Source organism: Flavobacterium adiutor (genome assembly GCF_048282555.1).
Taxonomy (GTDB): domain Bacteria; phylum Bacteroidota; class Bacteroidia; order Flavobacteriales; family Flavobacteriaceae; genus Flavobacterium.
In genome coordinates this window covers 4,709,324-4,722,368 of sequence record NZ_CP182487.1, presented here as the reverse complement: position 1 = coordinate 4,722,368, position 13,045 = coordinate 4,709,324, and the positions used below count along the sequence as shown (strand labels likewise).

Here is a 13,045-nt window from a genome sequence, read left to right as displayed (position 1 = left end):
CATTATTTGTAGTTAACTATTTAAAATACAAAATATTCACACCAATAAAGTTATGTGTTATATATACAACAAAATTAATCATTATAATTCAGATAGAATTTTTTTAATCCAATTTTATGATTTTTTCCTAAAAAAAGTAACTAAAAGAACCAACCAGGCGAAGATTAATAGGAATCCGCCAATTGGAGTTACGAATCCTATAATTTTGAAGTCAATAGTGGTAACGTTTTTTGTAGTCAGTAAAAAAATGGAACCTGAGAATAAAATTACACCTGCCAGAACTAAATTATAGATCACTTTTAGCTTTTTTAAAGGCAATTCTGTACGTGACGCCACAAAAAATAAAAAGAAAGCATGATACATTTGATAACGAACACCGGTTTCAAAACTGGTTAATTGTTCCGGAGTTAATATTGCCTTTAAGGCATGTGCACCAAAAGCACCTAAAATAATGGCTAACATTCCGAAAATAGCACCTGTAATAATTATTTTTCTTTCCATTTTAATGTGTTTTTAATATCACAAAAATACTCTTAATTCAACCAAACAAAAAACATTTCAAATACACTTTTCAAAAAAAACTGGTTTACTTTGTTGTTTATGTATTAAAAATTTAACCTAGTATCAATTGTTATTTTTATAACAATTCAGTATGTTTGTGTTATATATGTAAATTATGAGACATATTCTAATCATCGGAGCCGGAAGATCCGCATCGTCTTTGATACGGTATTTGCTTTCAAAGTCGGAAAGTGAAAATCTACATATTGTGGTAGCCGATTTATCTTTGGCTTTGGCCGAAAAAAAAATCAACAATCATCCGAATGCAACCCCGATTGCCCTGAATATTTTTGATAAAGAAGAAAGAAAAACAGCCATAGAAAAAGCATCTATTGTCATTTCGATGCTTCCTGCCTATTTACATATTGAAATTGCAAAAGACTGCCTGCAATTCAAAAAACATCTCGTTACCGCTTCCTACATCAGCGATGCCATGATGGAACTTGATGAAGAAGCCCGAAAAAACAATTTGATTTTCATGAATGAAATTGGCCTCGATCCCGGAATAGATCATATGAGTGCAATGAAAGTTATTGATGAAATCAGAGCAAAAGGCGGCAAAATGCTGCTTTTTGAATCCTTTTGTGGCGGTTTGGTAGCTCCTGAGTCAGATAACAATTTATGGAATTACAAATTTACCTGGGCACCCAGAAATGTTGTATTGGCAGGTCAGGGTGGTGCAGCAAAATTTATTCAGGAAGGTACTTATAAATACATTCCCTATGGAAGTTTATTTCGCAGAACTGAATTTCTTGAAGTCGAAGGTTACGGAAAATTTGAGGCCTATTCGAACCGTGATTCGCTTAAATATCGCTCTATTTATGGTTTGGATGATATTCTGACGTTATACAGAGGAACGATTAGAAGGGTCGGTTTCTCGAAAGCATGGAATATGTTTGTGCAACTGGGCATGACAGACGACAGTTATATCATGGAAGATTCTGAAAACATGAGTTACCGTCAGTTTACCAATTCTTTTTTACCTTATCATCCAACGGACTCAGTTGAAATAAAAATGCGCCTGATTTTAAAAATAGATCAGGATGATATTATGTGGGACAAGCTTTTGGAGCTGGATTTATTTAATCCTGACAAAAAAGTGAACCTGCCTAATGCAACTCCGGCCCAGATTCTCGAAAAAATACTAATGGACAGCTGGACACTGCAACCAGATGATAAAGATATGATTGTGATGTACCATAAATTTGGCTATGAACTCAACAGTGAGAAAAGACAAATCGACTCAAAAATGGTTTGCATTGGCGAAGATCAGACGTATACTGCAATGGCAAAAACTGTCGGTCTTCCGGTGGCTATTGCGACTTTGTTGATTTTGAATGGAAAAATTACGACCCCGGGAGTACAGCTTCCGATCAGTAAGGAAGTGTATCTGCCTATTTTAGAAGAATTAGAAAGTTATGGTGTTGTTTTTTACGAACAAAATATGCCTTATTTTGGATATAATCCGGACTTATTTTAACGGATTTATTTTTAGTTTTTGAATTTTAAAATCCGCTTCTAAATTTTAAAAGCGGATTTTTTTATGAATTAATATGCTAACAGAATAGTGTTGGCAGACATTTACATTTTTATGAATTCAACTATTTTATTTGCAATTTCATTTTGTCCATTTTCGCTAATCAGATACGTTCTGTTATTCTCATTTGTTAGATAGCCAATTTCTACTAGTAAAGCAGGACATTTTGAATTTTTGAGTACAAAATAATTTGCATCTTTAACCTCTCCTTTAGCAAGTTTTTCATTTGAGATTTTATCAACTAAATCTTTAGCACTTTCTTTCGATTTTTCATAAAAAACATTTTGTTTTGAAACAAAAGCATTTACCCCGTTTTCATTTAAATCTTGTGAACTATTTACATGTAAAGAAATTACTAAATCCGGCTTTATTTTGTTTATTTCAGATACTCTTTCACTTAATTCAATAAAGCTGTCGTCTTTTCTGAGCAAAATAATTTCAATTTCATCTTTGCCATTCAGCAAGCTTATTTTATTCGCAATATTTTCTACAATTTTCTTTTCTTGCTCAGCACCAATTTGCGCTCCAATATCTTTTCCTCCATGGCCGGCATCAATAACTATAGTTTTTTTGTTGCTCAGGGGTAAAGGTTTGAAAGCAAATAATAAAAAGATTGTTAATAGCCCTAAAGCAGCCAAAGACTGTATTATTAATGTCTTTGTTTTCGAAGTGGTTTTTGTCATCATGGTAAGTCGTTTTTTTGTTGATAAAAAGTTTAAATTACTAGTCAAATAGATGGGTTGTGAGATATTTAATTTGTTGAGTAAAAGGTTTTGATATAAATAGATATTATTATGTGCCGATATCACATTTTCATCTGCCAAAAACTCATGATTAAGCTGAATGGCTTTTTTGTAAAAAATAAAAACAGGGTTGAACCAAAATAATGTTTTCAGAATTTCTATAAAAATTACATCAAGCGTATGTTTTTGCTTTACATGGGCGATTTCGTGCGTAAATAATTCTTGTTCTATAAGCCCATTTTCAAAATCATTATGATTTAAATAAATAGAATCCCAAAAAGAATAAGGTAAAGTTTTTTCTGAGAGTAAAACTATCCTTGTGTTTTGATGCACAATGATTTTAGATATTTTAGCCTTTGACGTGATTGTATAAATATTTTGAATAAACCGATAGCTTAGAATTAAAGTAATTCCGATATAAGTTATCCATAAAAGAAAAAGCCAATAATTGATCTGATCTTCTTTGTTTATATTGATATCTTCTGCTTCAATCGGAAAAGTAGCTGCAGCTGTTTTCGGAAATGTAATTTTATTGTACACAATAGGAATATCCTGTTGAATTTCGAAAGATAAAAAAGGTACAACCATTGAAAACACCAGACTGACCAGTAAAAAATACCTGTTGAAGCGGAACATTTTTTCTTTTTCCAGCAATAAGTGGTATGCTAGCAATAGGATGCAAAGACTAATAGTCGATTTAATTAAAAAGGTTGTCATTTTTTCTTTTTTTGAATTTGACTATCGATTATTTTTTTGAGTTCTTCCAGTTCCGAAGCTGACAAATTGGTTTCGGTGGTAAAGAAAGAAGCAAATTGCGAAGCCGAATTATTAAAGAAATTACTAATAAGGCCTTTTACATGTTTGGAGAAATAATCTGTTTTTTTGACTAACGGATAATATTCCCTTGAGTTTCCGAATTCGTTGTAAGCTACAAACTTCTTGTCAATCATACGTTTTAAAAGTGTGGCAACGGTGGTTGTGGCAGGTTTTGGCTCCGGGTAAGCTTCAAGTAAATCTTTCATAAAAGCTTTTTCAAGCTTCCAGAGATGCTCCATTAATTGTTCTTCTGAATTTGATAATTGCATATTTTTTTAGGTTCTAAGTTGCTAAGATTCTGAGTTTCTAAGTTTTTATTATAAGTTTTGTTCTGAAACTAAATTCCCTTTATTGTATTTTCTGATATCGGTTAACTTTCCTTTATCCGAATAGAATTTCCATTTTCCAAAATAAAACCAGTGTGTTTCGACTGAATCAATTTCGACGCTGGTTTTTCCTTTTGATTGCAGTTTTCCGTTTTGATGATAATATTTTACAGTGCAGATTCCGTTTTTGTATTTTTCGGTTTTATAGATTTTTCCGTTGATGTAGGATTTCCATTTTTTTACCGGCTGGTCGTCTTTGTAATATTCGTACGATTTATAATGAGTACTGTCTTCAGAATATTCTTCAATCCATACTCCCTGCTTTTTCTTTTCAATCTTTTGATTAATTAAATGAGGCTTACAGCCAAGAAGTAATGCACCACACAAGAATATTACAAAAAGGTTCTTCATAGCTTTTGTTCTACATTTATAGATTTGTTTCTACAAATGTAGAATAAAATTTTAAATATGAAAGAAAAAAGTTTCAATATTTAAATAAAACTATAATTTTCAATACTTTGGGATTGCGTTAGGGATAGCAGCGGCATCCTTTTTATTTTTCCTTTAAAAATAAAAAGATATAGCGGATAGCCCGGCCGTAGGTAACGCCCGAATCAATAGCAATAGCAAATTTCAATGGCAAATTTCAATAGGAATATCAACTTGAAAACTCAAAAAAAAATCCGCTCATTACTGAACGGATTTTGAATTTTTATAAAAAGAATTATTTCGAAAGCTCTACAAAATATTTGTAAAACAACGGAATAGTCTCAATTCCTTTCAGGTAATTAAAGATTCCGAAATGTTCGTTTGGCGAGTGAATTGCATCACTGTCGAGACCGAAGCCCATTAGAATAGTTTTGCTTTTCAGTTCTTTTTCGAACAATGACACAATTGGAATACTGCCGCCGGAACGAACCGGAATGGCCGGAACTCCAAATGTTTCGGTATAAGCCTTGTTGGCCGCCTGATATCCGATGCTGTCAATTGGCGTAACATATCCCTGACCTCCGTGGTGTGGCGTCACTTTTACGGTAACTCCCGCCGGAGCAATATTGGTGAAATGTTTTGTAAACAGTTCTGTAATCTCATGCCAATCCTGATTCGGAACCAGACGCATCGAGATTTTAGCAAAAGCTTTGCTGGCAATAACCGTTTTGGCGCCTTCACCCTGATAACCGCCCCAGATTCCGTTTACGTCTAATGTCGGGCGGATGGAGTTGCGTTCGTTGGTGACATACCCTTTTTCGCCATAAACATCAGCAATGTTCAACGCGTTTTTATATTTTTCTAAGCTAAAAGGCGCTTTGGCCATTTCGGCTCTTTCTTCTGCAGATAATTCCTGTACTTTGTCGTAGAATCCCGGAATCGTAATATGATTGTCTTCGTCGTGAAGAGAAGCGATCATTTTTGCCAGAATATTAATTGGATTCGCTACAGCCCCGCCGTATAAACCGGAGTGCAGGTCGCGATTTGGTCCTGTAACTTCAACTTCTACATAGCTCAAACCTCGTAAGCCTGTCGTTATAGATGGCTGTTGGTTCGAAATCATTCCGGTGTCTGAAATCAGGATGACATCGTTTTTCAGTTTTTCCTGATTGCGTTCTACAAACCAGGCTAAACTTGCAGAGCCTACTTCTTCTTCGCCTTCGATCATGAATTTTACGTTACAAGGCAGTGTATTGCTCTGTACCATATATTCAAGCGCTTTTACGTGCATGTACATCTGACCTTTGTCGTCGCAGGCACCACGGGCGAAAATAGCGCCTTCGGGATGAATATCGGTTGTTTTGATAACGGGTTCGAAAGGGGGAGAGGTCCATAATTCCATTGGATCCGGTGGCTGAACATCATAATGGCCGTATACTAAAACGGTAGGTAAATTAGGGTCGATTATTTTCTCTCCATAAATAATTGGATAACCGGGAGTGTCGCAAGTTTCGACAAAATCGCAGCCTGCTTTTGATAAACTTACTTTTACAGCTTCGGCCGTGTCAATAACATCTTGAGAGTATGCGGTGTCGGCACTTACCGACGGAATTTTTAATAATTCGATCAATTCATTGATAAACCGATCTTTATGTTGTTGAACGTAGGACTTAATGTTTTCCATTTAAATTATTTTTATAGAAAACCAAATATACAAAAAAGAGAATTAATAATTTTTTTCAAATTTTTCTTTGAATATTCGAAAGTATGCTTATCTTTGCACCCACAAACACCGCGGATATGGTGAAATTGGTAGACATGCCAGACTTAGGATCTGGTGCCGCAAGGCGTGTAGGTTCGAGTCCTATTATCCGCACTAAAAAAAGCTTCTGAAGATATTCAGGAGCTTTTTTGTTTTTACTGAAGTTTCTCTATTTAGATTGGATCAAAGCAAAAACCTGTGGGGATGCAAAAATTAAGCATAAATATTAGTTAGCCTAAAAAGGAAGTATTCTATATTTCTAACACCTCTAAATTTTGATCTAAATGCTTTTATTTTAGCATTGAATGATTCTGCAGAAGCATTAGTACTTCTGTTATCAAAATAATTTAAGATGGTTTGATAATGATTCATAATTGTACGAGAGATTGTACCGAAAGACTTAAATCCAGATTGATCTACTTTTTCATGCCATCTGGCTAATTTTGCAAAACCAATGATTTTATCGGTTGTATTCTCAAAGATGCCACGGAGCTCTTGAGTTAGATTGTATCCTTTTTGAATATCAGGATATAACTCAAATAGTAAGGCAGCACGTTCTATTTGATTTTGAGTCCATTTCGATTTGGATTTATACAAGAAATAGCGACTCCTCGCTAGTAATTGCTTAAGGGTATCCCCATTTGAAAGTGTTTTAGATTCGAAATTTACTTTTGACTTTTTGGCTTTTTCAATAGCATCATTTTCTTGATCAATGGCTTGCCAACGATATTTAATCCTGATTTCCTGCAGGGCTTCTGCAGCTAGCTTTTGAACATGGAATCGGTCTGTAACTCGAGTAGCATTAGCAAAACACTTTTTAGCTATCAATCCCATATTCCCGGCCATATCCTGAGTAATTTCCTTGACTAGATTCCGCTGTTTAAGAGGAATTTTTTCAATAACACCAATAACTGTTTCTGCTTTAGTTCCTGCAATCATAGCCACTATAGTTCCTTTTCTACCTTTACCGGATTTGTTGGTTAAAATAGTATAGAGTTCGCCATTTGAAAGTGAGGTTTCGTCTATTGATAAACGCTTTCCAATATTTTGTGGAAAAAGAAGCCATTTTTTAGCATGTGATATTTGATCCCAAACTTTGAAATCACTTAGAAAATCTTTGTATTGACATTGCAGGTTTCTACCAGAAACTCCATAGAAAGAGGCAATGGTATTACAATCATTTGGACTGGAATCTATTGATCTCTTTTAAAAAAGACGCAAACTCCTGGGTTACACGAGTTCCGTCTGCTACTAAATTCCAATCTCTAAAAACGATCTTTCGAGTATCTTCATTAAGCCATCTTCTGCGAGTGATGTGAAGATATACTTGGTGTCCACGGATAGGAAAATCCTGAACCGTTATCTCTTCGAAGAATCCTTTTGAGCTTAATTTTGATTCCCTGTATTCTTTAGGTATCGAATTAATCTCTTTTAAATACAGATGGAGTGTTTCATCTTTCTTTTTATAAGAAGTAAGTTCGAAGTAGTCTACTATTATCTCAGGTAATAACAACTTAAGGATATCGATAAAAGAATCTTGCATTGGGGGATAGATTGAACATACAAATATCTAGATTTTAATATTTCCCCACAACAATATGTTATGATCCTCCTCTATTTATAAAATTCTTCCATACATTTGATAAACTACAAATTTGCTTACTCTAAAAATTTTAAAAGCAAAACGAAAAATTCAGTCTAAATGAAGCGAAATTTAATAAATGAGATATTAGCAGTAAAATACCGTTCAGAGTTTAATTCAAGACATGATTATAGCAGTCGACTTAATGATATTGAATATGCATTTAATGAAAATTTAAATTATAATGGTGATTTCAATAGAGAACTTTTAAAATATATCCCTATTGCAACAGTCGCCTGCTTTGAAGCTTTTTTTCGTTCAGTTTATAAGGAATTAATAGATTTTGGAAAACCTTTTAGTGAAAATGCAATTAAATTTAACCAATCAAAAAATGTAAAATTTGATTTTGAAATTATTAACGCTATACAAACTAAAATCGTTACAGTTGGAGAATTTATTTCCCACATATTACCATGTAATAATTTTGATGATATTAACGCTAATCTTTCTACTTTAGCAGGAGTTGACTTTCTTGAGCAAATAAAAAAATTTAATCAAGAAAGTATTTATGAAAATATTAATGAGACCTCAAAAGAATTCATTGAAAATAGTAACCAAATTATATTTGACATTAAAAGAACCTTTGAACTTAGACATATTTTTTGCCATGAATTTGCAACTAATTTAAAACTGGATCAAGATGAAATTTTTAGATGTTATAATAGCTGTAAAATTTTTCTTGACCAAATAAATAATTTTATATGGCATTTACTTTATCCAAATGCTCCGCAAACTCAAAGTGAAATGAACAGTCAAGCTATGGACGATTTTGAAAAGTCCGAAAATAATTTGTCAGAATTAATTTCAACGATTAAAAAAGCAAAAACTGATAATTCAGATTTTGACATTAATGTTGTGCTCTTTGATAAAAGCGTAGAACAATGGAAAAATTATAGAAAATCAAAAGCAGATTTAGATTCATCTTTTGTAGAAGGAGGTTCTATGTATCCATTATTATACAATAGCAGTCTAACAGAAACAACAAAGGAAAAAATAGAAAGTTTAAAAAAGGAATTCGAAATTGATTTAAAAAAATATAGTTTGGCACAAAAACTTCAGTAAAGCTTTTTGTCTTTTGGCTTTCGCCGAAAACCAAATAATAAACCCAATATTGTCATTCCGAGGGACGAGGAATCTTCACACGCTGAGTACGCACTGTTGTCGAGTTTCTTGCGGAGATTCCTCGTTCCTCGGAATGACAAACTAGACGAAAACAACTTTCTTCACTCAACATCCAAATAAGGATCTAATGCTTCTGCTAATCTATTCATACAGTAAAAACTTTTTTCAAGATTGCTAATTTCAGCTTGTACGGTTTCTGATTCCCTTAATGCACTTAAAGCCAATATATAATTTATTTGCCGTATTGTTTTTGCCATATCTTTAGGGTTAATGTTGTTTGTGAAAAAATCTATTAGTCTGGTTTCAGTTTCTTTTGAAAGACTTTCTGTAATCATTGTCTTATTTTTTATTCAAATATAAAAATTTTAGACACAAATTTGTGGCTTATTAAAAAATAATTGTTATGACTTTTGAAATATGAATATTTCAGAAGATACTTTTATTGTGAATCTTGGTATTCACGTTAGACAACTGCGTGAAAAAAAAGGTTTATCACAACAAGCTTTAGCTGATGATTGTGATATTCCAAGAAATCAAATTGGAAGAATTGAAAGAGCTGAAATAAATACAGGTATAAAAACTCTTATACGAATAGCAAATGCTTTAGATATTGATCTTAAAGAATTACTTGATTTTCCTTTAAAATAAAACCTATATTAAAAAAATGCTGCTATCTAAAGAAAGGAAAATAGAAATGTTCGTTTTTATATTACTAAGCATAATTCTCTTAAGTACTTTTATAAACTTCAGGAGTCTTCATGCGAAGTTTTACAACAAAACCGGAGAAAACATAGATTCATTGGTAGTAGCAGGTACTTTAATCGGTCACTTGAAAAATAATAGTTCAACCGAATATATTGATTTTAAAGATTTTCTTTTTGATGGCAGTGAACCATACGAACAAATTAGTGGAATTATAAATAATAAAAAAGTAAATCAGCTCAATTGGAGTTGGTGTGGCACAGAAAGCAGTAGACTATCTAAAGGATCATATATTTTTGATTTAAGGAAAAAAATCGATGAGAAAGGCGATACCTGTTTGTACTTAGTAAAACATAATAAAAAAATCTTCTGGGAAGAAAATTAAATCAAAAACCATAAAAACACTTCCAGCTAAAAGCAGTCGCAGCGTCTTTGTTTTAAGAGGATTTAAAAAAAATCAGGCAGATTATTTCTAAAAGTTTTGAGAGGTTGATTTATGCTCAAATTTATCACTCAGCAGGTTTGGGATTAATCCGGAATCAATAGGAAATTAAATAAAAACAAAAAACCCGAATATTGCTATTCGGGTTTTGTGGTACCTCCAGGGATCGAACCAGGGACACATGGATTTTCAGTCCATTGCTCTACCATCTGAGCTAAGGTACCGTGCTTATTAATTCACTTTGTTTCAGTTTTCGTGTGTTTCTGTGAACGTGTTTGCGGGTGCAAAGATAGAATCATTTTTCGTTTATCCAAAACATTTTTTTAAAAAAATCAATTCGTACCTTCGCCGTGGTAAATAAATAAATATGGTTTTAACAGTTGATATTGGCAATACCCGAATTAAAGCTGCTGTCTTTGAGGGGAGTACTGTTTTGGAAAAATTTGTTTTTGAGAAAAATGAACTCGAAAAAAAAATTAAAAAAATTTTAAAAAAATTTCAAAACTGCTCTGATTTAGTCGTTGCATCCGTCGGAAATATCGAAAGGCAATCTTTTTTGGCTTTAGAAAAAGAACTTAACATTCATTTTTTGACCCATGAGGATGTTTTTCCTTTTGTAAATAAATATGCAACCCCAAAAACGTTAGGAATAGACAGGATGGTTTTGGCTGCTGGAGCCACTTTACAATTCCCCAAACAAAACAGATTAGTTATTGATGCCGGAACATGTATTACCTACGATTTTATCGACGAATTTGATCATTATAGGGGAGGGGCTATTTCTCCAGGATTACGATTGCGTTATGAAGCATTGCATAATTATACTGCCAGACTGCCTTTACTGTCTTTAGAAGCTCCGGAATCTTATATAGGTAATACTACTTCACAGGCGATACACTCAGGTGTTGTGAATGGTTTCGTCTATGAGATTGACGGTTTTATCGATGAATATCGGGTTAATTTTCCAAATTTTATAATAATTTTAACGGGAGGTGATACAGAATTTTTGGCTAAACGATTAAAAAATACCATATTTGCCAATTCAAATTTCTTACTTGAGAGTTTGAACCAAACATTTCAATATAAAATCAACAATGATTAAAAAAATTATACTAAGCGCTTGTTTGCTTATTACGTTCGTTTCATTTGCTCAGCAAGGTACCGCTTCACCTTATTCATTTTACGGAATTGGGGATATGAAATTTAAAGGGACTTTAGAAAACAGGTCAATGGGAGGTGTTTCGGTTGAGCAGGACAGTATTCATTTAAACGTTGAAAATCCAGCTAGTTATGCCAGCCTTATACAAACTACTTTTACTGTGGGTGGAACTTACGGGTCTTCTAAATTAAAAACGAACAATGCACTAGCCAGTACTACAAGATCGACTTTTGATTATTTACTTTTAGGGATACCAATGGGGAAATTAGGTGTTGGATTTGGATTGATTCCTGTTTCATCAGTTGGATATAAAATTAGGAATGACCAGTCTGATAACATCAATGGTAAAAGCAGTCAATATGAAGGCAAAGGTGGTTTGAATAAAGTTTTTTTAGCGCTAGCTTATAAAATAAAGCCAAACTGGAGTATAGGTGCCGATATGCAATATAATTTTGGTAAAATTGAAACTACTGGTATTAAGGCTATTACAGGTGTTGAAAGTGCGACAAGAGAAATTAATACTTCAACATTGTCCGGGGCTAATTTCAATATCGGTACGATGTATCAGACTAAGATTTATAAAAAAATGGAGTTATTTACCAGTTTGGCCTATACATTTGGAAGCAATTTAAATTCTGACACCGAAAGAACGATTCAGGTAGATGGAGATGAACCAATAGTAACAGATACGCCTGATAGTGTTTTAAAAATGCCAAATAAAGTAACTATAGGTGCGGGAATTGGAGAAGCAAGAAAATGGTTGATAGGGAGTTCGTTAGCTTTTCAGGGTGCTGGCGATTTTAAAAATTCTTACAATACAACTGATAATATACGTTATGAAAAATATACAAAATATGCCATTGGAGGGTATTATCTTCCAAATTATGCCTCATTTACAAATTATTTTAGCAGGATAACGTACAGAGCAGGTTTTAAATACGAAAAAATGGGTCTTGTAGTTAATGATGAATCCATAAAAGATGTTGGGGTTTCATTAGGTGTAGGTTTTCCTATCACAGGAAGTTTTTCAAGTATTAATTTTGGAGTTGAATATGGAAAAAAAGGAACAGTTTCTGCAAATTTAGTTCAGGAGAACTATATAAATTTCAGCCTTAGTTTCTCTTTCAATGATAAATGGTTCGTGAAAAATAAATTCAACTAATGTTTAAATTTATGTTTTTATAAGCTCGATACAATTTACTACATTTGGCGAATGAATTTACCAAAAAGAGATATTATTATAACCGTTGTCACAGTTTTTACTGTGACACTGTTTTTTGGGTGCGAAAGTAATTTTAAAGAAGTCCAGAAAATTAATTATTCAGAGTTTTTCCCGGCGACGGACGCTGATACAATCAATATAAAATATACAGATTCAGGGCGTATTACAGGTGTTCTCAAAAGCCGTAAGATGCTGGATTATGCAAGCGTTGATTTTCCTTTTACTGAATTTCCTAAAGGAATTGATGTTACATTATATGATAAAAGGCAAAAACGAACTTTTATTTTAGCCAATTATGCTGTTTCATATAAACAGACAGGCATAATTGATTTGCAGGGGAAAGTGAAAATTACTTCTGAGGCCGGACAGGTACTTGAAACTGAGCAATTGTACTTCGATCAGAAAAACGAATGGTTTTATACCGAAAGAAAATTTAAACTGACAGATGCAAAAGGAGTTTCCTATGGTCAGGGAATCGATTTTAGCAAGGATTTTAAAGTCATAAATTCACAGAGGGTAAGCGGGGAAATTGAAGCTAACGAAGAATAAAATATAAATTATGAATTACCTAAAATATACTCA

15 protein-coding genes and 2 tRNA genes are annotated in these 13,045 nt (G+C 33.1%); 8 read left to right on the top strand and 9 right to left on the bottom strand.

Annotated elements, in window-relative coordinates; genetic code table 11:
* Positions 1–114: 114 nt before the first annotated feature.
* A complete protein-coding gene (locus ACNC7R_RS19995; protein ID WP_417942780.1) occupies positions 115–501 on the bottom strand; it encodes a DUF423 domain-containing protein in 387 nt (128 codons plus the stop codon).
* Between the two features lie 175 nt (positions 502–676).
* On the opposite strand from ACNC7R_RS19995, the gene ACNC7R_RS19990 reads away from it, so the two are divergent.
* The gene (locus tag ACNC7R_RS19990; protein ID WP_417942779.1) at positions 677–2,041 is read left to right on the top strand and encodes a saccharopine dehydrogenase family protein; all 1,365 of its coding nucleotides are present in this window, start codon (positions 677–679) and stop codon (positions 2,039–2,041) included.
* A gap of 101 nt (positions 2,042–2,142) precedes the next feature.
* On the opposite strand, the gene ACNC7R_RS19985 is transcribed toward ACNC7R_RS19990, so the two are convergent.
* The 4 genes from ACNC7R_RS19985 to ACNC7R_RS19970 all read right to left on the bottom strand — a co-directional run bounded on the left by ACNC7R_RS19985 (position 2,143) and on the right by ACNC7R_RS19970 (position 6,096).
* Positions 2,143–3,558, bottom strand: coding sequence for an N-acetylmuramoyl-L-alanine amidase (locus ACNC7R_RS19985; protein ID WP_417942778.1), 1,416 nt, complete (start codon positions 3,556–3,558; stop codon positions 2,143–2,145).
* The gene (locus ACNC7R_RS19980; RefSeq protein ID WP_110305859.1) at positions 3,555–3,926 is read right to left on the bottom strand and encodes a BlaI/MecI/CopY family transcriptional regulator; all 372 of its coding nucleotides are present in this window, start codon (positions 3,924–3,926) and stop codon (positions 3,555–3,557) included. The genes ACNC7R_RS19985 and ACNC7R_RS19980 overlap by 4 nt, the downstream gene beginning before the upstream one ends.
* Positions 3,927–3,974: 48 nt before the next feature.
* Positions 3,975–4,394 carry a hypothetical protein gene (locus ACNC7R_RS19975; RefSeq protein WP_417942777.1) on the bottom strand — a complete coding sequence of 140 codons (420 nt, stop codon included), beginning with the start codon at positions 4,392–4,394 and terminating at the stop codon, positions 3,975–3,977.
* A gap of 313 nt (positions 4,395–4,707) precedes the next feature.
* Entirely contained in the window at positions 4,708–6,096 is a 1,389-nt protein-coding gene (locus ACNC7R_RS19970) for a dipeptidase (protein WP_417942776.1), read from the bottom strand.
* Positions 6,097–6,206: 110 nt separating this feature from the next.
* On the opposite strand from ACNC7R_RS19970, the gene ACNC7R_RS19965 reads away from it, so the two are divergent.
* Positions 6,207–6,288: transfer RNA gene (locus ACNC7R_RS19965), tRNA-Leu, on the top strand.
* Positions 6,289–6,387: 99 nt separating this feature from the next.
* Here the strand turns inward: ACNC7R_RS19965 and ACNC7R_RS19960 are convergent.
* Together ACNC7R_RS19960 and ACNC7R_RS19955 are read right to left on the bottom strand one after the other, a co-directional pair.
* A complete protein-coding gene (locus tag ACNC7R_RS19960; RefSeq protein WP_417943202.1) occupies positions 6,388–7,161 on the bottom strand; it encodes an ISL3 family transposase in 774 nt (257 codons plus the stop codon).
* A gap of 190 nt (positions 7,162–7,351) precedes the next feature.
* Complete coding sequence (locus ACNC7R_RS19955; protein WP_417939511.1) at positions 7,352–7,717, bottom strand: transposase; 366 nt, start codon at positions 7,715–7,717, stop codon at positions 7,352–7,354.
* Between the two features lie 159 nt (positions 7,718–7,876).
* Between ACNC7R_RS19955 and ACNC7R_RS19950 the strand changes: the two genes are divergently transcribed.
* Positions 7,877–8,878: a lysozyme inhibitor LprI family protein gene (locus tag ACNC7R_RS19950; RefSeq protein ID WP_417942775.1), complete on the top strand. Its 1,002-nt coding sequence runs from the start codon at positions 7,877–7,879 to the stop codon at positions 8,876–8,878.
* 161 nt (positions 8,879–9,039) lie between these two features.
* On the opposite strand, the gene ACNC7R_RS19945 is transcribed toward ACNC7R_RS19950, so the two are convergent.
* Entirely contained in the window at positions 9,040–9,273 is a 234-nt protein-coding gene (locus tag ACNC7R_RS19945; protein ID WP_417942774.1) for a hypothetical protein, read from the bottom strand.
* Between the two features lie 82 nt (positions 9,274–9,355).
* Between ACNC7R_RS19945 and ACNC7R_RS19940 the strand changes: the two genes are divergently transcribed.
* Together ACNC7R_RS19940 and ACNC7R_RS19935 are read left to right on the top strand one after the other, a co-directional pair.
* The gene (locus tag ACNC7R_RS19940; RefSeq protein WP_417942773.1) at positions 9,356–9,586 is read left to right on the top strand and encodes a helix-turn-helix domain-containing protein; all 231 of its coding nucleotides are present in this window, start codon (positions 9,356–9,358) and stop codon (positions 9,584–9,586) included.
* A gap of 16 nt (positions 9,587–9,602) precedes the next feature.
* The gene (locus ACNC7R_RS19935) at positions 9,603–10,025 is read left to right on the top strand and encodes a hypothetical protein (protein ID WP_417942772.1); all 423 of its coding nucleotides are present in this window, start codon (positions 9,603–9,605) and stop codon (positions 10,023–10,025) included.
* Between the two features lie 208 nt (positions 10,026–10,233).
* On the opposite strand, the gene ACNC7R_RS19930 is transcribed toward ACNC7R_RS19935, so the two are convergent.
* Positions 10,234–10,306: transfer RNA gene (locus ACNC7R_RS19930), tRNA-Phe, on the bottom strand.
* Between the two features lie 143 nt (positions 10,307–10,449).
* Between ACNC7R_RS19930 and ACNC7R_RS19925 the strand changes: the two genes are divergently transcribed.
* Genes ACNC7R_RS19925 through lptC form a run of 3 tightly spaced genes read left to right on the top strand, consistent with a single transcriptional unit; the run spans position 10,450 to position 13,012 of the window.
* A complete protein-coding gene (locus tag ACNC7R_RS19925) occupies positions 10,450–11,184 on the top strand; it encodes a type III pantothenate kinase (protein WP_417942771.1) in 735 nt (244 codons plus the stop codon).
* A complete protein-coding gene (locus tag ACNC7R_RS19920; protein WP_417942770.1) occupies positions 11,177–12,403 on the top strand; it encodes a hypothetical protein in 1,227 nt (408 codons plus the stop codon). Before ACNC7R_RS19925 ends, ACNC7R_RS19920 begins: the two co-directional genes overlap by 8 nt.
* Before the next feature lie 51 nt (positions 12,404–12,454).
* Entirely contained in the window at positions 12,455–13,012 is a 558-nt protein-coding gene (lptC, locus tag ACNC7R_RS19915; RefSeq protein WP_417942769.1) for an LPS export ABC transporter periplasmic protein LptC, read from the top strand.
* Positions 13,013–13,045 lie beyond the last annotated feature (33 nt).